The 20,216-nt window shown below is 68.8% G+C and carries 14 protein-coding genes; 9 read left to right on the top strand and 5 right to left on the bottom strand.

What is annotated here, in order from left to right:
- Positions 1-47: 47 nt before the first annotated feature.
- The gene (locus ACWDV4_RS20355; RefSeq protein WP_449981094.1) at positions 48-572 is read right to left on the bottom strand and encodes an N-acetyltransferase family protein; all 525 of its coding nucleotides are present in this window, start codon (positions 570-572) and stop codon (positions 48-50) included.
- A 2-nt stretch (positions 573-574) separates the two neighbouring features.
- The gene (arsB, locus tag ACWDV4_RS20350; protein ID WP_449981092.1) at positions 575-1,780 is read right to left on the bottom strand and encodes an ACR3 family arsenite efflux transporter; all 1,206 of its coding nucleotides are present in this window, start codon (positions 1,778-1,780) and stop codon (positions 575-577) included.
- Positions 1,781-1,939: 159 nt separating this feature from the next.
- Here arsB and ACWDV4_RS20345 point away from each other — a divergent pair, with 159 nt between their 5' ends.
- From ACWDV4_RS20345 to ACWDV4_RS20330, 4 genes are all read left to right on the top strand, one after another.
- Positions 1,940-2,398, top strand: coding sequence for a helix-turn-helix domain-containing protein (locus ACWDV4_RS20345; RefSeq protein WP_449981090.1), 459 nt, complete (start codon positions 1,940-1,942; stop codon positions 2,396-2,398).
- Positions 2,391-2,759, top strand: coding sequence for a DUF4180 domain-containing protein (locus ACWDV4_RS20340; RefSeq protein ID WP_449981088.1), 369 nt, complete (start codon positions 2,391-2,393; stop codon positions 2,757-2,759). Before ACWDV4_RS20345 ends, ACWDV4_RS20340 begins: the two co-directional genes overlap by 8 nt.
- Positions 2,760-2,845: 86 nt before the next feature.
- Positions 2,846-3,547 (top strand): alpha/beta hydrolase, encoded by a 702-nt coding sequence (locus ACWDV4_RS20335; protein ID WP_449981086.1) that lies wholly within the window; start codon positions 2,846-2,848, stop codon positions 3,545-3,547.
- 96 nt (positions 3,548-3,643) lie between these two features.
- Positions 3,644-6,790: a BTAD domain-containing putative transcriptional regulator gene (locus tag ACWDV4_RS20330; RefSeq protein ID WP_449981084.1), complete on the top strand. Its 3,147-nt coding sequence runs from the start codon at positions 3,644-3,646 to the stop codon at positions 6,788-6,790.
- 58 nt (positions 6,791-6,848) lie between these two features.
- On the opposite strand, the gene ACWDV4_RS20325 is transcribed toward ACWDV4_RS20330, so the two are convergent.
- Together ACWDV4_RS20325 and ACWDV4_RS20320 are read right to left on the bottom strand one after the other, a co-directional pair.
- On the bottom strand, positions 6,849-7,667 hold the full coding sequence (locus ACWDV4_RS20325; RefSeq protein ID WP_449981082.1) for an ABC transporter permease: 819 nt from the start codon (positions 7,665-7,667) through the stop codon (positions 6,849-6,851).
- Positions 7,664-8,692 carry an ATP-binding cassette domain-containing protein gene (locus tag ACWDV4_RS20320; protein WP_449981080.1) on the bottom strand — a complete coding sequence of 343 codons (1,029 nt, stop codon included), beginning with the start codon at positions 8,690-8,692 and terminating at the stop codon, positions 7,664-7,666. Before ACWDV4_RS20320 ends, ACWDV4_RS20325 begins: the two co-directional genes overlap by 4 nt.
- A gap of 95 nt (positions 8,693-8,787) precedes the next feature.
- Here ACWDV4_RS20320 and ACWDV4_RS20315 point away from each other — a divergent pair, with 95 nt between their 5' ends.
- From ACWDV4_RS20315 to katG, 5 genes are all read left to right on the top strand, one after another.
- The gene (locus ACWDV4_RS20315; RefSeq protein WP_449981079.1) at positions 8,788-9,912 is read left to right on the top strand and encodes a helix-turn-helix transcriptional regulator; all 1,125 of its coding nucleotides are present in this window, start codon (positions 8,788-8,790) and stop codon (positions 9,910-9,912) included.
- Positions 9,913-12,794: 2,882 nt separating this feature from the next.
- Positions 12,795-14,942 (top strand): M14 family zinc carboxypeptidase, encoded by a 2,148-nt coding sequence (locus ACWDV4_RS20310; RefSeq protein ID WP_449981077.1) that lies wholly within the window; start codon positions 12,795-12,797, stop codon positions 14,940-14,942.
- A gap of 107 nt (positions 14,943-15,049) precedes the next feature.
- Positions 15,050-15,715, top strand: a complete 666-nt coding sequence (locus ACWDV4_RS20305) for a fasciclin domain-containing protein (protein WP_449981075.1) — start codon at positions 15,050-15,052, stop codon at positions 15,713-15,715.
- 71 nt (positions 15,716-15,786) lie between these two features.
- Positions 15,787-16,218, top strand: coding sequence for a Fur family transcriptional regulator (locus tag ACWDV4_RS20300; protein WP_449981074.1), 432 nt, complete (start codon positions 15,787-15,789; stop codon positions 16,216-16,218).
- A 46-nt stretch (positions 16,219-16,264) separates the two neighbouring features.
- Entirely contained in the window at positions 16,265-18,493 is a 2,229-nt protein-coding gene (gene katG, locus ACWDV4_RS20295; protein ID WP_449981072.1) for a catalase/peroxidase HPI, read from the top strand.
- A gap of 130 nt (positions 18,494-18,623) precedes the next feature.
- Here katG and ACWDV4_RS20290 read toward each other — a convergent pair whose 3' ends face one another.
- The gene (locus ACWDV4_RS20290) at positions 18,624-20,189 is read right to left on the bottom strand and encodes a S8 family peptidase (RefSeq protein WP_449981070.1); all 1,566 of its coding nucleotides are present in this window, start codon (positions 20,187-20,189) and stop codon (positions 18,624-18,626) included.
- Positions 20,190-20,216: the final 27 nt, after the last annotated feature.

Here is a 20,216-nt window from a genome sequence, read left to right as displayed (position 1 = left end):
CAGGGGACGCGTCGCCTACCGGCCCGAGGCCAGTCGCCCGTCAGCTGTCAGTCAACGATGGGGCTGCGGCGTTCCAGGAGGATCACGTCGCGCCACCGGCCGTGGTGGCGGCCGACTCGTTCCCGGACACCGATGATCCGGAAGCCGCATCGTTGGTGCAGGGCGAGGCTGGCGGTGTTGTCGGGGAAGATCCCGGACTGGATGGTCCAGATTCCAGCGGCCTCGGTGGAGGTGATCAGGGCATGCAGCAGTATGCGGCCGATGCCCTGCCCACCATGGTCCGGGTGCACATAGACGGAATGCTCCACGACACCGGAGTAGGCGGGTCGGGAGGAGACCTGTGTGCAGGCGATCCAGCCGGTGACGGTGCCATCCGTGGTGAGGGCGACGTACCGATGATCGGCCAACCTTCCGGCATCGAACGCGGCCCAGCTCGGCGGTTCGGTCTCGAAGGTGGCGTTTCCGGTCGCGATGCCGGCGGCGTAGATGGCCAGCACCTGTTCGGCGTGCGCCGACGTCATCGGTGCCAGGCGAACGTCATGCGGGCCGGAGGAGCGCGGGTCGATTGGCATGATCAGGTGAGGGTACTGGTCGGAGCGGGCTGCCCGTCTCGCTGCGGGTCGACATCGGTGCGCCGACGTCCGCCGGAACCGTCAAGGCGGCATCCACCGGAATCGTCATGGTGGCGTTCGCCGGAACCGTCAAGGCGGCGTCTGCCGGGAAAGACGCGGCGGCGCAGGGCGAGGCTCACGTAGACCAGGGCCACGAGTACGGGTACCTCGATCAGCGGGCCGACCACCCCGGCGAGGGCCTGGCCGCTGGTGACGCCGAAGGTGCCGATCGCCACGGCGATGGCGAGTTCGAAGTTGTTGCCGGCGGCGGTGAACGCCAGGGTGGTGGTGCGTTCGTAGCCCAGGCCGATGGCGTGGCCGAGCAGGTAGGAACCACCCCACATGATCACGAAGTAGGCCAGCAACGGTACGGCGATGAGCGCCACGTCCCAGGGGCGGCTGGTGATGGCGTCACCCTGCAACGCGAACAGCACCACGATGGTGAAGAGCAGTCCGTAGAGGGCAATCGGGCCAATCCTCGGTAGGAACGTCGTCTCGTACCAGGTGCGGCCTCGGGCGCGTTCGCCGAGGCGTCTCGTGAGGTAGCCGGCTAGTAGCGGGATGCCGAGGAACACCAGGACGTTGCCGGCGATCTCCCAGCCGGAGACGTTCAGTTGCGCGCCGGAGAGGCCCAGCCAGTCCGGTAGTACCGCGAGGTAGAACCAGCCGAGCAGGCCGAAGGCGACGACCTGGAAGACGGAGTTGAGGGCGACCAGTACGGCGGCGGCCTCCCGGTCGCCGCAGGCGAGGTCGTTCCAGATGATGACCATGGCGATGCAGCGGGCCAAGCCGACGATGATCAGACCGGTGCGGTACTCGGCATGATCGGCGAGGAAGATCCAGGCCAGGGCGAACATCAGAGCCGGGCCGAGCACCCAGTTCAGCAGCAGGGACGACAGCAGGAGCCGCCGGTCGCCGGTGACGGTGTCGAGCCGGTCGTAGCGGACCTTGGCCAGCACCGGATACATCATGACCAGCAGGCCGAGGGCGATCGGTAGGGAGATCCCGCCGATCTGCACCGCTTCCAGGGCGGTGTCGAGACCGGGGACGACCCGGCCGAGCAGCAGGCCAGCAACCATGGCCACGCCGATCCAGACCGGCAGAAACCGGTCGAGCCGGGACAGGCGTGCCACGACTGGCGACGGTGCTGCGGTACGAACGGCGGCCATCACTGCGACACCAGCCCACTACCAGTCAGTTTCGACATGCGTCTAGCTTGACATTTGTCTAATCACCAATACAAGGCGGGTTACCAGACATCACGATCCGGCTGCGATCCGTACCGCAAATTTCCCTAACATCCCCCGACAAGGCTAGATTAGGGAGCGATGAGGGATGAAATGTATTCGGTCGAGCAGGTGGCGGACCGCCTCGGCCTGCACGTACGAACCGTGCGCGGCTACATCCGTACTGGTCGACTCAAGGCGGTACGGATCGGCAAGCAGTACCGGATCGCCCGGTCCGACCTTGACGAGCTGACCGGCCAGTCGCCGTCGACCACCGCCCACTCGACCCGGCTCGCGGTGGAGGTCTCCAGCATCGTGCAGATCGACGGCATCGATCGCCTCGCCGCCGACCGGCTCGGCACCCTTGTCCTGACCGGCGCCAACACCAATCACGACCCGCGACATCCGCTACGCATCCAGACCATGCACGACGAGGACCGGCACCGAATGAAGATCGTGATCCTGGGCGACGCCGCGAGCACCGCCGAGTTACTGCAAATGGTCGAAGCCGTGCTCGACGGCGACGCCGGTCTGCTCACCCGGGAGGTCGAGGGTGCCTGACACGATCCAGGAACGGGCCGGGGTGCCGGTACTGGTCTGCGACCCGGACGGTCCACCGGTGACCACCGTGCAGGACGCGCTGGACCTGATCGGCGCGGCCTTCCTCGGTGCCACAGTGGTGGCCGTACCCGCGAGCCGGCTGGACGAAAGCTTCTTCTCCCTGGGCACCCGCTTCGCGGGCGAGGTCATGCAGAAGTTCGTCAACTACCGACTACGCCTGGCCGTCATCGGCGACATCGCCCCGCACCTGGCGGCCAGTTCGGCCCTGCGTGCTCTCGTACACGAGTCGAACTCTGCCGACCACATCTGGTTCCTGCCCGACCTCGACGCCCTCGACAATCGACTGCGTACGGCCGCCTGAACCGCACTGGACCCGCTAGCCTCGCCTGGGCGACCCGGCCGACCAACGATCACCTGTCACGACATCCGCTCCGGAAGGTAATGACGATGGCGACCTACGTGTTGATTCCCCCGGCGGCCAGCGGTCCCTGGTACTGGCACCTGCTGGTGCCGCAACTGCGGGACCGAGGACACGACGTGATCGTGGTCGACCTACCCTGCGACGACGACTCGGCCGGGTTGGCGGAGTACGCCGACGTGGCGGTCCAGGCAATCGGGGACCGCACCGACCTGGTCGTCGTGGCCCAGTCGTTCGGAGCCTTCACCGGTCCACTGGTGTCCGACCGAATCCGCCCCGACCTGCTCGTGCTGCTGACCCCGATGGTGCCCTCGCCCGGCGAGTCACCAGGCGAGTGGTGGGGTAACACCGGCTACGCACAGGCACGGCAGACCCAGGCGGACCGTGCGGGCTGGACACCAGAGGAGAACGACGATCCCAACGTCATCTTCTTCCACGAGTTGCCGCCACCGCTGATCGAGCAGGCTGCCACACATGCCCGGGTCCAGTCCGGTACGCCGTTCGAGAAGCCCTGGCCGCTCGATGCCTGGCCGGACGTACCGACCCGGGCGCTACTGTGCCGGGCGGACCGTTTCTTTCCCATCGACTTCCTGCGAGAGCTCGTATCCACCCGGCTAGGCATCACGCCGGACGAGATGGACGGTGGCCACCCGGTCGCCCTGAGCCACCCGCAGGAGTTGGCCGAACGGCTGGAGACGATCCGGCGGGAGGTCTGCCCGCCCCGGGCCTGACCGATGGTCGACGCCTGCCGCTGGGCCACGCTCCGGCGCTGGTGGGACCGGGCTCCACGATCGGCAGATTCGAATCATGGGCCTGCGCTGGACGCGATGGTATTGAATGTCCTTGGACGGCTGCGCGAACTCCCGTTCTGCGACTACCTCTCATTGGCCGGCGAGTCCGATGGCAGCGGGGGCGAGAGCGAACGTCGGTGGTACGCGGGGGCGGTTGGCGTGGAGTTTCGGGTTCTGGGGCGACCGGAAGTGCGGCATGACGGGCTGAACCTCGACATCGGGCCACCGAAGCAGCGCAGTGTCCTCTCTGCCCTTCTCTTCAGCACCAACGAGGCAGTCTCCACGGAACGTCTGGTGGAGTCGGTCTGGTGGCAGCCACCGCTGGCCGCCGGCTCGAACCTCCGCAGCTACCTGGCGGGGCTACGCCGCATCCTGCACCTGCCGGGTGAGTATGACTCCCGCCTGTACACCGAACGGGCCGGCGGCTACCGGATCAGCGTCCGCCCTGGTGAGCTCGACCTGGACCGGTTCGACGAGCTGACCCGACAGGGCGAACGCGCGTTGCAGACCGGCGGGCTAGCCACTGCGGCCGACCATCTCGAACGGGCGCTGCGGCTGTGGCGTGGTCGCGCGCTGGACGGTGTCACCTATGGGCCGGCGCTTCAGGCGATGGTGACCCGGGTGGAGGAACGGCGACTCGTGGTCGCCGAAGAGTGGGCGCAGGCCCGACTCGACCTCGGGCAGCCGGAGGCCGTCACCGCCGACCTGCGGGGCCTGGTACGGGAACACCCGTTGCGGGAACGGCTCTGGGCGCACCTCATGCTGGCCTTGCACCGGTCTGGTCGACCAAGCGAAGCACTCGCCGTGTACGCCGAACTGCGTACGGTGCTGGCCGGGGAGCTTGGCGTGGACCCCGCCCCCGAAGTGCGACGGCTACATCAGCAGATCCTCCAGGGTGCGGCCGTCGTGGACCACCCCAAGGTCGACAGTAGGCCGACGGTCGGCGTCGAACCGACGGTGGCGACGCCCCGCCAACTGCCGGCCGGGACGAGCACGCTCTACGGTCGTGCCACCGAGCTGGCCCGGTTGGACAAGCTCCTGTCCGGCAACGAGACCCGACGAGGTCCGATCTTGGTCGCCGTCGACGGCGTCGCGGGCGTGGGCAAGTCGGCCCTGGCGTTGGCGGCGGCGAGCCGCAACGTCGCTCACTTCCCGGGCGGGCAGTTCTACGTCGACCTTCAGGGAGCCACGCCTGGACTGGCGCCGCTGCGGCCGATCGACGTACTCGGCCGGTTCCTGCGTACCCTCGGGGTCCGGCCAGCCAGCGTCCCGGACGACGAGGCGGAGGCCGCGGCACTGTTCCGCTCGCTGGTCGCCCAACGTCGGGTGTTGGTGCTGCTCGACGACGCGGTGTCCCTGGCCCAGGTCCGACCGCTTCTGCCCGGTGGGCCGGGCTGCGCTGCCCTGATCACCAGCCGGGAGGCGCTCACCGGACTGGCCGAAACCGTCCGGGTGCCGCTCGGCCTGCTCACTCCCCCGGACGCCGTCACCCTGCTCGGCAGCCTCACCGACCCGGGCCGGGTGGCAGCTGAACCGGAAGCCGCAGCCCGGGTGGCCGCGCTCTGCGGCTTCCTTCCGTTGGCGCTGGGCATCGCCGCAGCCCGGCTGGTGGCTAGGCCCGGCTGGCCGCTGGCTGCCCTGGCCGACCGGCTGGCCGCCGCCCAACATCGGCTCGACGAGTTGGCGGTGGCGCACCTGGCGGTACGGTCGAGCATCGAGCTGACCTATCGCGGGCTGCCGCAGCCAGTGCAGACGGCCTTCCGGCGCTTGGGCCTGTTGAAGGCCCGAAACTTCCCCGCCTGGGCGTTGGCCGCCCTGATGAATGTGCCCGTGCCACAGGCCGAGCGGCTGATCGACGATCTGCTCACGGTACGGCTACTGGAGACGACATCGGTGGGACTCCGGCAGTCATCGGGTGAGCTGCACTACCGGTTCCACGACCTGGTCCGGTTGTACGCCCAGGAGCAGGCGGTCGAGAAGGATCCTGCCCACGTACGGACAGCGGCGGTCCGCCGGCTCAGCGGAGCGTGTCTGGCGCTCGCGGAGCGGGCCGAGGCGAAGCTCTCCGCCGACTTTCTCGGTCTGACCCGGCATCGGGTGGCCCGGTGGAGTCTGCCCCGAGCCGAGGTGGAACGGCTCACCACCGACCCGAGGGCCTGGTTCGATCAGGAACATGCATTCCTGATCGCCGCCGTGGAGAACGGCATCGAGCGGGGGATCATCGGGCTGGCCGGCTGTCTGGCCGCCTCGCTGACCACCTTCTTCCAGGTCGGCAACCACTTCGACGACTGGCGACGGGTGCAGACGGCCGCACTCGTCGCCGCCGAGCAGGCCGGCGACCAGCGCACCGCAATGAAACTGCATCGTGGGCTGGGCGAACTGGACACCATCCAGGACCGGTACGACGACGCCATGAAGCACTTCATCTCTGCGCATGCGGCGAGCACCGACCGGGACCCCGAGCACGTCGCCGCGATCAGTGCCGGGCTCGGCTACCTGCACCGGCTCCGAGGCGAGTACGACGCCGCACTGTCCCGGTTCACCGAGGCCCGGCAGTTGGCGGAGGCCACCGGAAACCTGAACGGTCTGGTCTACGCGACCAGCGGCATCGGCGCGGTACAGATGGAACGCGGACAGTTGACCGAGGCCGTCGAGTGCTTCGAAGAGTGTCTGCGGCTCAGCCAGGAAGCCGGCTACCTCCCAGGTGCGGCACAGGCCCGGCGGTGTCTGGGCCATGTCTACCGGACCCGGGGCGACCACGACGCCGCAGCAATCCACTTCGCCCAGGCCAAGGAGATCAGTGAAAGTCTCGGCGACCGCCTCGGCAGTGCACACGCGGCCTGCTGGCTCGGCGAGATGCGGGTACGACAGGGGCGCCACACCGAAGGGCGACGGCTGCTGGCACAGTGCCTGTGGATCTACCGCGACTTCGCCAACGAGTGGGGCGAGGCCGGCACGCTCTGGGCACTGGCGGTGGCCCAACTGGCCGTCGGTCGACCGAGGATGGCCCGGCACCGGGCCGCCCAGGCGGTCGCGATGTGGCGGCGGCTGGGCTCACCGCACTGGTTGAGCATTGGCCTTGCGACGCTCGCCGAGGCGTACGACGTGCTCGGTGAGCCCGTCGCCGCCGAACAGGCTCGGCAGGAGGCTGACCAGCTGCGGCGGGAACTCGACCGAAGGTGACCCGCCCGAACTGAGCTGTCCGGGCGGACTCCACGCACCTCCGGTAGTACGGGCGGCCCTAGTCGGCGCTGCGCGCCATCGTCCGTACGCCGACCGCAAGGCCGACCACAGCGGTGGCCGCGGCGGCAATCCATCCATGCAGAACCGTGACCGTGGCGAGTTCCCCGGAGAAGAGTGCCCGTTCAGCGTCGACCAGGTAGGTGAGCGGATTGAACCGAGCCAGGGTCTGGATCCAGCTGGGGCCATTGTCGATCGGTAGCAGCATCCCGGAGAGGATCATCAGCGGAAAGACCAGGGTCTGCTGCACGGCCCAGAACATCCAGTCCTGCTTGCGGACGGCAAGCGCAAGCGCGTAGCTGAGCGAGCCGAGCCCGACGCCGAAGACCACGAGCAGTGCCAACCCCACCAGCGCGCCCACGGGGAAGAAATCGAAGCCGAACGGCATCATCACCGCGACGATGATCACGGCCTGACCGGCAAGCGGGACCATCTCCTTCAGTGACCGCCCGATGAGCAGCGATGATCGGGACAGCGGGGTGACGAGCATGCGTTCATGCGCGCCGGTCTGCAACTCGAAGAGCAGATTGGACCCGGTGGCCGAGGTACTGAACAGGGTGGTCATCACGATGATCGCGGGCACGAACCACTGCCAGACGTCGCCGGATGAAGCCCCAGCGCCGCCGGAGCCGGCTAGAGAACCGGCCAGCAGCGGGCCGAAGAGGCCAAGGAACAGCAGGGGCTGCAGCATGCCGAAGATCACCGAGAACGGATCCCGCTGGACCGGCCGCAGTTCGCGGACCATCACGATGCCGATGTCCCGTAGCAGGTTGCCCCGGACCGGACGGGAGGCCGCCGGGGCGGTGGCGAGCGTACTCATGCGGGGTCCTTCCGGATGGTCTGGGTGTCAGTGGCGATGGCCCCCGCCTCACGCAGGCTCCGGCCGGTCAGGTTGAGAAAGACGTCATCCAGGGTCGGCCGGTGCAGTTGGACAGTGGCGATCCGGAGGCCGCACTCGTGGGCGGCGATCTGCAACTCGGGCAGCGCCGCCGGCCCGTCGGCGACGCGTACTTCGACGCGCTGGGCGTCGACGGTCACGTCCCGGGCACCGGGCAGTTGTGCGGCGAGTTCGGCGAGCCGGCGCGGGGCGATCGCCCCGTCCGTCGCCGCGTCGGTTGCCGCGTCGGTCGCCACGGTCACGACGATCCGGTCCCCCGCGAGCTTCGTCTTGAGCGCGTCGGCAGTGTCGTCGGCGATCACCTCACCGTGGTCGACCACGACGACCCGTTCCGCCATCGAGTCGGCCTCGTCCAGGTAGTGGGTGGTGAGCAGCACGGTCATCGCGTACTCACGGCGCATCCGCAGGATGTGCTCCCACAGGTTGGCCCGGTTCTGCGGATCCAGCCCGGTCGTCGGCTCGTCGAGGAAGAGCAGTCTCGGGCGGTGCACCAGGCCCATCGCGACGTCGAGCCGACGACGCTGACCGCCGGAGAGGTCACCAACCTTGCGCCGTCGCAGCTCCGTCAGATCGAACGCCTCGATCAGCTCGTCGGCCCGTCGCATGGCCGCACGCCGATCGAGGCCGTACATCACGCCCTGGGCGTACAGCTCGTCACCGACGCGCTGGTGGTGCCCGGCTCCATTGCCCTGGCCCACGTACCCGATGTGCCGGCGAACGGCCGCCGGCGCACCGACGACATCGTGCCCGGCCACCGTCGCTGTCCCGGATGTGGGCGTGATGAGGGTGGTGAGCATGCGCATCGTGGTGGTCTTGCCGGCGCCGTTCGGTCCGAGCAGGGCGACCAGCTCGCCAGGTCCGATATCCAGACTGATGCCCCGGACCGCCTGCACGGTCTGGGTACGGCTCACCACGAAGTCCCGGGTGAGCAAGTGGGTACGGATCAAGGAGTCCTCCTGGCAGTTGGTCTGGGTGTCGTCGAGGGCACGCTGCCAGGGGTAGAGGACACAAGATGTCCGCTGCCCTCTGCCATCCTCGGGGCATGCTGGATACCTCAGCCCGGTTGCTGACGCTGCTGTCCCTGCTGCAGACGCGGCGTGACTGGCCTGGACAGACGCTGGCCGAGCGGCTGCGGGTGAGTTCACGCACCATCCGTCGAGACGTGGACCGACTCCGGGAACTTGGTTACCCGATACGGAGCACCAAGGGCCCGGACGGTGGTTACCGGCTCGACGCCGGCAGCGAACTGCCCCCGTTGCAGTTCGACGACGACCAGGCAGTCGCAGTTGCCGTCGCACTTCAGACCGCCACAACGACGGTCACCGGCGTCGAGGAAGGTGCCCTGCGCGCGCTCGCCACGATCCGTCAGGTGATGCCGGCGCGGCTGCGTACCCGGGTGAACGCCCTCCAGGTCACCGCAGTAGGCCGGTATCGGGCGGGGAACCGGCCGATCGTCGACGTCGAGCACCTGGTCACGGTCGGTGCCGCCGTACGGGCACGGGAAGTCCTCCGGTTCGACTACCCCACCAGCCGGGACGGTGTGCCAGGCTCATCGTCGACACCACCCCGTCGGGTCGAGCCGCACCACCTCGCCACCTGGGACAGCCGGTGGTACCTGGTCGCCTGGGACCTGGACCGTGCCGACTGGCGTACCTTCCGGGTCGACCGGATGGTGCCGTGGACGCCGACCGGTCCCCGGTTCGAGCCACGTACGCTGCCGGCATCGGACGTGGCCAGTTACATCACCGAGCGCTTCGGGCAGACAGTCGTGCTGCCCTGTCGGGGTGAGGTAATCCTGCATGCGCCCGCCACAGAGATCGCCCGGTGGGTGGGGGGCGACGGTGTCGTGGAGGAGTTGGGCCCGGACCGATGTCGGGTGGTGGCCGGTGGCTGGTCATGGGTCGGGCTGGCCGCGTGGCTGGGGATCTTCGACGTCGACGTCGAGATCGTCGGACCCGCCCAACTGCGGGAGGCGGCCGTGGCCCTGGCCGCCCGCTACCATTGCGCCGTCGCGAGGCAACTGGGCGCATCTGGCTCAGCGGCCGCGCACCACGATCACCTTGACCGAGCCCTTGCCGTACCACCTGGCCAGCCCACGCAGGCTGGGCAGCAGGCTGTCCAACCGGGCGTTGAGCCGGACGAACGTGGTCAACGGCGCGCGTTGTAGTTCGTGCTGGAACGCCTCCATCAGCAGGTGGTCGGAATAGCGGTTGCCGAAGAGCCGCCGAAGTTTGCCACGCAGTACGTCCCACGACTCGAACACGGCTGGATCACTCGACTGGAACAGCATCTCCGCCTTGGCGAACGCCCAGCCCTTGCCGCCCTCGACACCCGCAGCTGTGCCGGGCAGCCGAGGCCCGAACTCCGACACCACGGAGGTCTGCTTCATCTCGAACTTGTAGAGGTTCACCCGATCGCCGTTGCGGCGGATGCCGATGCCGTCCACCCCGTGCCCGGAGGAGTTCTTCAGCTCCACCACCGACATCCGGGGTAGCCCTTCGGACGCGAAGTGCCCCGAGCGGATAGCCGTACGGATCGCGTCCTCGAACTCCTCCGGCGACAGCCGATCAAGTTGCCGCTCGGTCATCGGTAGGACGTTGGACGCTGGCACCACCAGCTGTCGCTGCACCTGGGTAATGTCGACGCCCCGCTGCTGGGCAAGGCTGGTGGCTGCCCGGTCCAGGTCCAGCTCGATCGGGACGTAACCACCTTCGACCTCGAGGGCCCCCTGCTGGCCCTCCTCCGGCCGCAACGACGAAATCACCACGCCGAGCAGGGTCTCCACGGCATCGGCTCCGATGCCGGTGCGCTCGGCGAGATAGCCCCGCATGGCCGTGGCCGCCTCGGTCCCCTCGGGCACGATCGCACCCGCCTGGTCCAGCAGTGCCGACCGCCAGCTCTCCATTCGGGCCAGGCCGGCCGCGTCGTCGCGCAACGCGTGTGCCACCTTGTCCCAGCCGCCCGCGCGGGTCAGCGTCTGCCCCGGCCCGAAGATCTCGATCGACCGGCCGATCACCGTGGCGGCCTCGGCGCCGCCCAGCTGACCGAGCCGGGTCAGTGAGGTGCCCAACTCCTCGGCGGCGCCGAGGCCCGTCGCGAGCATCGACAGCCGCTGCCCGGCCGGCGTCTCCCGGCCCACCAGGGTGAGGAGTTCGTCGGCGCTGCGGCCACTGGCCTGTACGGCCGCCTGGGCGCCTTCCCGTTCCACCAACTCGACCAGGAACGCCTTCTGCTTCAGCCGATCACCGGCCAATGCGGCGAACTGCCGTCGGGCGGCGAACCGGGCCTCCAGCCCGGCCACCTTCGCCGCCCCGGCGGCCGTACGGGCGCTCTTGCCCAACTGGTAGACGTCGAGCAGGGCCAGCGCCGTGTCGACCGCGGCGGTCAGTAGCGCCTCTTCGGCCTGCGCCGGCCGTACCACGGCGTTGGTGTCGCTGACCGTGCTTCGTGCCGCCGAGTCCAGCGTGGACCAGTTCTGCCAGCTGTCGGCTGCCGTCGCCCCGGAGGCGGTCAGCCCGATCAGTGCGCCGATCACCGGGGTCGCCGCCCCGGCGGTGGCGATCTCCACGGCCAGGATGAGCGCCATGGTGGCGATCGTGACGACCTCGCCCCCTGCGGCGGCATCCCCGCCCCGCTCCCGGACGTACCTCTGGGCGGCGGCCTTGGCGAACGGCGTGGTGTACACCTTGTGCTGTTCGTAGAGCTTCTCGTGCACCGGGAACATCTGCTCGAAGCCGAGGGATTTGTCGTCGATCGCCTTCCGGGTGCGGCCGATCTCGGCCAGTACGCCGCCCAGGGCCGTGCCGAGCGTCGCGCGTATCTGCTGCGGGCTGCGCTCCGGCGCGGCGACGGCATCCGTACCGCCGTCCCCGGTGGCGTCCATGGAGTCGGTCGACACCAGCGCATACAGCGCTGGGTTACGGTTGATGATCGCCGCGATCGAGCGGGCCATCTGCTGGTACGTCGCCGAGATCGCTTCCCAGGTCGGCATCCCGTCGGCCGGCTCGGCGTCGTACGGTGGGCGGTCGGTCGGGGAGAAGACTGCCCGCCGCCGCTCGGCGGCCATCTGGCGGTCCTGCTCCTCGGTGACGGTTCCGCCCGGCAGCGATGCGTTGCCCAGGGCAGCCCGCTTGGGATCCAGATAGCCGACCTCCAGCGCGGTCAACCTCCGCATGACGTCCTTGGCGTCTCGGATCCGGGCCGCCTGGACCTGCTGATCACGGATTGCCGCGTCCTGTTCCGGCGTCGCGGTACCGGCGTTGTCGCCTCCGGGCTGGATCCCCAGCCGTCGGGCCTCGGCGTCGATCGCCTCGGTGTTGCGATCAAGGTTGCGCCGGGCCAACTCCCGAACCTCGGTGCCGAACTGGGTCTGCAACTCGTAGAGCCAGGGCACGTTCAGGATCTTCGCGCCCCGCCGGGCGCAGCTTTCCCAGAGCGCGAAGTCGCTCTCCCGCAACGAGTCCTTCCGCCCGTAGGACCGCCACGCCTCCTCCAGCATCCGTTCGTTGGTCGGCGTGACATAGAACTTCGTTGTGATCAGGTTGACCAGGGAGAGCAGCTGGTTGTCGGTGATCCCGGTGAACGGGCGAAACGCTTCAAGGTTGTCCGCATCATCGGAACGCAGCGCCTCGTCCAGTGTGGCCGGTGCGGCGGCATCCCGTTGCACCGGGCCAGGCGTTGGCGGCGCGGCGTCCCGTTGGGCTGTGGCGTGACGGTTCAACAGGATACCGACCGCCGCGTTGCCCACTGTGCGCTGGAGAGCGAGCAGGTCGGCCGGGCTCAGTGGGCCGCCGATCCGCGGTACCCGGGACGGCGCCTTGCGGGGCCGGCGAGGTGCGGCTGCCCGGGCCGGCATGGGCCCCTGGGCATTCTGGTTCACGACACGAACCGCCATCGGGTCTCCCTGTGCCAGCCTCGGCTCAGTGTCAGCAGCGACTCCGAAGCCCGCCCAGACCCGCTCGGGCAGACATCCGGGCACCTCGGGTCGCCCACCGCGACCACGCCCCAGTGATGTATACACGTATTTCAATGCGAATCATTGGAGGCCCAGTGACACCTCGACGAAGAGCGCTGGCCGCACTGCCCATTCTGCTGGCCGCCGCCCTAACCGCGACGGCCCTGCCAGCATCGGCGTACGGCGGCGGACCGACGACGACCGCCCCGGTCATCGGCCAGCTGGTTGCCGAGCCGAATCAGGTCCACGGCCTGACGGTGACGCAGGCCGACGGCTACGCCACGCTCAAGTGGATCCCGGTGGCGGGTGCCACGGACTATCAGATCGAACGTACCCAGGTGGACGACCGAGACGTGGCCACCGGTGCGGCGGTAATCACCGGCGTCTGGCAGCCAAACCGGCAGATCAACCCCGAGTCGCCGACCTTCGCCGACGCCGGCTTCAACCCGGGCGACCGGTTCCAGTGGCGAGTACGGGCCCGGTTCGGAACCACCGCACAGCCGTACTCCGCCCCGGTGTCCGGCACCACCCGGCAACCGTGGGGTGACCCGAACGTGCCGGGCGAGAACCTGCGCACCCAGTGGGAGACCACCCGCGCGGCGCAGCACACCAGCGACGTGAACGAGTACGCCTACACCACCGCGATCGACGAACTCAGCGAGCGGGTCCGCGTGGTGGAGATCGGTCGTACGGTCCTCGACCGGCCGATCAACATGCTGGTCCTCGGCTACCCGAAGCCACCGGCCACACCGGAGGCGGTCGCGGCGACCTCCCCACTGCTGATCAACTGCAACGTGCACGGCAACGAGCCGGGCGACCGCGAGGCCTGCCTGATCATGGCTCGCCAGCTCGCCTTCGGGCAGGACGCCCGAACGATCGACCTGCTGTCGCACACCACGGTCCTGATCGTCCCCACCATCAACGGCGACGGTCGGGCGGCCAACACCCGGGGCAACAACACCGGACAGGACCTCAACCGTGACTACTCGCTGGTCCGGCAGCCGGAGACCTTCGCGTTCGTGAAGATGCTGAAGGAGTACCGGCCGGTGGCCGGCTACGACGGCCACGAGTACGGCAACAGCAGCGCCGGTGACCTGCCGATGCTGCCGCCCCGGCACCAGAACGTAGCCAAGGGGATCTTCGACGAGTCACTGAACATGATCGAAGGCCACATGTACGAGCAGGGCGCCGAGGACGGCTGGTGGCCCTGCCCGTACGGCTGCATCGGCGGCGGCGGCGTGGGGCTGGGCGAGGAGACCATCCTGCGTAACACCCTCGGCCTGAAGAACGTCGTGAACTCGCTGCTCGAACTACGCAGCTCCGGTGGGGCAACCCGACCGGACGAGGGCAACACGGCCAACAACCGGCGGCGCAAGACGTACTCCGCGGTCTGGACCTTCCACCAGTTCCTCGACTATCACCGGGCCAGCCTCAACACGATCGAGCAGACCCGGGACGCGGCGATCAGGTTCCAGAGCGCCAACGACAGCCGGATCGTCTTCCGTGGTTCGTACGAGATCCCGGCCCACCCGGCACCGCACCCGGGTGACGCCGTACCGCCGGTGGACGCTCCCCTGCCGTCGCGGATCCTGGACAACCCGCCATGCGCCTACCGACTCACCGAAGAGCAGTACCACGGGGAACGCACGGACGGACCGCCCGGCAAGCGGACCACGGTGGCGCAGCGGCTCGCCGCGCACGGTTGGAAGGTGGTCAAGACCTCCGACGGGTACGTCGTACCGTTGGCCCAGCCGGAACGCGGGCTGATCCCGCTGCTGCTCGACGGTGCGGCGGTCGAGGGACTGGTCGCCGGCGAGCGGGTCTACCCGACCCTGACCGGCCGGCACAACGGGCCGTTGAAGATCACCGGCTTCGCCTGCCTGGCGGGGGCGAGCGTGACCGGCCCGGTCACGGTGGCACGGGGGGCCACCCTGGTCGCCACCGGCTCGTCGTTCAACGGTCCGATCAGCGTGGCCGGGGCTGCCGGCTTCTTCCTGGCCGACAACACGGTACGGGGTCCGGTACGGGTCGCCAACGTCACCGATGCGGTCTCGCTGATCGACAACCGGGTCGCCGGTCCGGTCGACCTGTCCGCGAACCGTACCGGCAGCGATGTGCCGTTCGTGGTCGGTAACACCGTCAACGGACGGCTGAGCTGTGCGGCGAACGCACCGGCACCCACCGACCTGGAGCTGCGGAACACGGTTTCGGGGCCCCGGGCCGGTCAGTGCGCCGGCCTGTGACCCGTCAGCGTCGGCGAACTTCTCGGAGCAAGTGACCATGCCGGCCGGTCGGGTACGGGCCCGACCGGCCGGCATGGCACCGACACGAATCGGACTCTGGAGGTAACGTGTCCCCCCTCTTCCCCGGGCGCATGGCCGCAGCAGTGCTGGCCCTGACGATGGTGACCAGCGGCTGTTCCAGTGCCGAGCCCGGTACGGCGGGCGGTGCGACGGCGGACGGTGCGACGGCGGCCAGCGGTTCGGCGGGGGTGGCGAGCGTGACCGGACCGCTGTGTGAGCTGTTGCCCTCCGGTACCGATCCGGGAAACCCGGCAATGCTCACCGGCGAGCCCGTGGACGTGGCGCTGCAGTGGATCCCGGTCCTCACCACGTTCGAGGCGGCCTTGCGGGCATCCGGGCTCGCTGACGAGCTTCGGGCGCGGAAGGGGCTGACGATCCTGGCCCCGACCGACGACGCGTTCATCCGGAAGTTCTCCGAGGACAACCTCGACGAGCTGCTCCTGAAGCGGAAGGACGAGTTGCGCGACCTGATCAAGGCCCATGCCGTCGACGGTAGCCACTCGCTGGCCGACCTGGTGGAGGCGGGCGGGGTCACCACCCTCGACGGCGCGTCCGTCCCGGTCACCCGTACGGACGCGATGGCCCGGATCGGTACGGACGCCGCAACTCTCTGCGTGGACTACCGGGTCACAGACGCCCGATTCCACATCATCAGCAGGGTCCTCGGCAAACTTCCCACGACGGCTGACGGCAGCGGCCACCGCGCCCACTGAGCAGCGTGATGTCGCCGCATCTCCGAAATTAATTCTTGACTCATTCCAGAAAAGGGGCCAGACTGCCTGGCATGGCTACGGCCCAGGACTTCGAGCAGATGCTGCGCGGGGCCGCTCTGCGCGTCACTCGACCCCGGGTAGCGGTGCTGAGCGCCGTGCACACGCATCCGCACGCCGACACGGAATCGATCATCAGCGTCGTACGCGAAAGCCTCCGCGAGGTGTCCCACCAGACGGTGTACGACGCACTGCGCGCGCTGACGATCGCGGGTCTGCTACGGCGTATCCAGCCCCCCGGCTCCGTGGCTCGCTACGAATCACGGGTTGGGGACAACCACCACCACGTCGTGTGCCGGTCGTGCGATCTGATCGTCGACGTCGACTGCGCCATCGGCGAGGCTCCCTGCCTGACCGCGTCCGACAACCACGGCTTCGCCATCGACGAGGCCGAGATCGTTTACTGGGGGCTCTGCCCCGAGTGCTCCGCCATACACAGTTCTTGACCACTCGTAATCCATCCCTGATCCACCCGGTCCCGGAAGGAACCCGATGTCCGAAAACCACGATGCCGTAGTCCATGACGCGGAGGCGGGCAGTGAGTCCCGCTGCCCGGTCGCACACGGACGCGCCCCCCACCCGACCCAGGGCGGCGGCAACCGCGGCTGGTGGCCGAACCAGCTCAACCTGAAGATCCTCGCCAAGAACCCGGCCGTGGCGAACCCCCTCGGCGAGTTCGACTACACCGAGGCGTTCAAGACCCTCGACCTCGCCGCCGTGAAGCAGGACATCGCCGAGGTGCTGACCACCTCGCAGGACTGGTGGCCGGCCGACTTCGGCCACTACGGCCCGTTCATGATCCGGATGGCGTGGCACAGCGCGGGCACGTACCGCATCAGCGATGGCCGTGGGGGCGCCGGGGCCGGCATGCAGCGCTTCGCGCCGCTGAACAGCTGGCCGGACAATGCCAACCTCGACAAGGCTCGCCGCCTGCTCTGGCCGGTCAAGAAGAAGTACGGCCAGAAGATCTCCTGGGCCGACCTGATGATCCTCGCCGGAAACGTCGCGCTGGAGTCGATGGGCTTCAAGACCTTCGGCTTCGCCGGTGGCCGTGCCGACGTCTGGGAACCCGACCAGGACGTCTACTGGGGCCCCGAGACCACCTGGCTCGGCGACGCTCGCTACACCGGCGACCGGGAGCTGGAGAACCCGCTGGCTGCGGTGCAGATGGGCCTCATCTACGTCAACCCGGAGGGCCCGAACGGCAACCCGGACCCGATCGCAGCCGCCCGGGACATCCGCGAGACGTTCCGCCGGATGGCGATGAACGACGAGGAGACGGTCGCCCTGATCGCCGGCGGTCACACCTTCGGCAAGACCCACGGTGCGGGCCCCGCCGACCACGTCGGCCCCGAGCCCGAGGGCGCCCCGCTCGAAGAGCAGGGTCTGGGCTGGAAGAGCAGCTTCGGCACCGGCAAGGGCGGCGACACGATCACCAGCGGTCTTGAGGTGACGTGGACCTCCACCCCGACGAAGTGGAGCAACAACTTCTTCTGGAACCTCTTCAGCTTCGAGTGGGAACTCACCAAGAGCCCCGCTGGTGCCCACCAGTGGAAGCCGAAGCACGGTGCGGGCGAGGGCACGGTGCCGCACGCCCACGACGCGTCGCAGCGCATCGCGCCGAACATGCTGACCACCGACCTCGCACTCCGGTTCGACCCGGTCTACGAGCAGATCTCGCGGCACTTCCTCGAGAACCCGGACGCGTTCGCCGACGCCTTCGCCCGGGCCTGGTTCAAGCTGACGCACCGTGACATGGGGCCGGTCGCTCGCTACCTCGGGCCGGAGGTTCCGACCGAGACGCTGCTGTGGCAGGACCCCATCCCGGCGGTGACGCACGAGCTCATCGGCGCCGAGGACATCGCCGCCCTCAAGGGCCAGATCCTCGGCTCGGGCCTGACCGTCTCCCAGCTGGTCTCCACCGCGTGGGCATCGGCGTCGACCTTCCGCGGCAGCGACAAGCGCGGCGGTGCCAACGGGGCGCGCATCCGCCTCGCGCCGCAGAACGGTTGGGAGGTCAACGATCCTGACCAGCTGGCAACGGTGCTGCGTACGCTCGAAGGCATCCAGGACACCTTCAACACCGGGCAGACCGGCGGCAAGCAGGTCTCGCTCGCGGACCTGATCGTGCTCGCCGGTGCCGCTGCCGTCGAGCAGGCCGCCAAGAACGCCGGCTTCGACGTCGAGGTGCCCTTCACTCCGGGGCGGGCCGACGCGTCGCAGGAGCAGACCGACGTGGAGTCGTTCGCCGCGCTGGAGCCGACGGCGGACGGGTTCCGCAACTACCTCGGCAAGGGCAACCGGCTTCCGGCCGAGTTCCTCCTCATCGACCGGGCGAACCTGCTGACCCTGAGCGCCCCCGAGATGACCGTCCTCGTCGGCGGTCTCCGCGTACTCGGCGCGAACGCCCAGCAGTCACCGGTCGGCGTCTTCACCGCGACTCCGGGGGTACTGACCAACGACTTCTTCGTCAACCTGCTCGACCTGGGTACGACGTGGACGGCGACCTCCGAGGACGCACACACGTACGAGGGTCGGGACAGCGCCACCGGCGAGGTCAAGTGGACGGGCAGCCGGGCCGACCTGGTCTTCGGCTCGAACTCCGAGTTGCGTGCGCTGGCGGAGGTCTACGCCAGCGACGACGCGCGGGAGAAGTTCGTGCACGACTTCGTCGCCGCCTGGGTAAAGGTGTCGAACCTCGACCGGTTCGACCTCATCTGAGGAATCGGTTCGACCTGGTACTGAGGTGACGTCCGGGTCGGCCGAGTACCGGCCGACCCGGACGTCCCGCACTCGGTTCAGCGGGGCTCCACCGACTCGGGGAGCCCCGCTGAACTGCTATTCGGGCGGGTTACAGGGTGAGCGTCCAGCTGTTGATGTAGCCGGTGTCGCCAGCGGCGGCGTCCTGCACCCGCAACTTCCAGGTGCCGTTGCGGACCTCACTGGAGAGGTCGCCGGTGTAGGTGGCGTTGATGTTGTCGGTCGAGCTACCCGTGCGGTTGTGCAGGCTGTAGGTGGAACCGTCCGGCGCGACCAGGCTGACGACGAGGTCACCGATGTAGGTGTGGACGATGTTCACCGCAACCGTGCTGGTGGCAGAGGCGTTGCCCGAGCAGCCACTGATGGTGATGGAGCTTTCCACCGTGGTGTTGTCCGCGATCGTGACGTCGGTGCCGTTGGTGCCCGAGCAACTAGGCTGCGACGCGGCCGAGCCGATGTAGAGCAGCTTGTTCGGCGAGCCGGTACCCGCGTTGGTGACCTTGCCGGTGGTGGCGTTGTTGACGATCGCGTCGCGGACCTGCTGCGGGGTGTACGACGGGTTCGCCGCGAGCACCAGTGCAGCCGCGCCGGCCACGTGCGGGGTGGCCATCGACGTACCGTTGATCGTGTTGGTGGCGGTGTCGCTCGTGTACCAGGCCGAGGTGATCGACGAGCCCGGGGCGAAGATGTCCAGGCAGCTACCGATGTTCGAGTAGCTGGCGCGAGCATCCGTGCTGGTCGTCGCACCGACGGTGATGGCCTCCGAAGTGCTTGCCGGCGAGACGGTGCAGGCGTCGGTGGAGTACTCGTTGCCGGCGGCGATCGCGTAGGTCACGCCGTCGGCGATGGACCGGGCCACCGCGTCGTTGACCGCCTGGTCCTGCGGGCCGCCCAGGCTCATGTTCGCCACGGCCAGCTCACCCGGGTCGTGGTCACCGGTGACCCAGTCGATGCCGGCGATCACACCGGCGTACGTACCTTCGCCAGCGCAGTCGAGGACCCGTACGCCGACCAGGGTGACGCCCTTGGCCACGCCGTAGGAGGTGCCACCCACGGTGCCCGCGACGTGCGTGCCGTGACCGTTGCAGTCGTCGGCGGTGCCGCCGTCGACCGCGTCGTATCCACTTACCGCCCGGCCACCGAAGTCGCTGTGCGAGATCCGGATGCCGGTGTCGATGACGTACGCCCGAACCCCCGCACCGTTGTTCGGGTAGGTGTAGGAGCTGTTCAACGGCAGGTCGCGCTGGTCGCTACGGTCCAGCCCCCACGATGGGGTGGGGGTCTGCGTAGCGGAGATCCGCATGATGTGGTTCTGCTGGACGTACTGCACCGACGGGTCGGCGGCGAGCTGCCGTGCTCGCTGCGCAGACATCCGAGCCTCGAAGCCCCGTACGGTGTTCTCGAATGTTCGGCCGACGGTGCCGCCGTGTCGACCGGCCAGGGCGCGGGCGCTGCCCTTGACCTCGGAGCGGGTCACCGCAGTGTCCTTGAACACCACGATGTACGAGTCGGAAACCGCGGTGGCACCGCCCGCCTGGAGGATCTGTCCCTCGGCGGGAGCCGCAGTCGCCGGGGTACCGAACGCCATGGCGGCGGTGGCCGCAGCCGTTGCCACGCCCAGGCGCCAGCCGCGCCCGGATAGATACGAACGTTCCATCTTCTCGCTTCCTGATCCCACCTGGAC

This window comes from Micromonospora sp. NPDC003197 (assembly GCF_053590565.1).
This window is presented reverse-complemented; position numbering and strand designations above follow the sequence as displayed.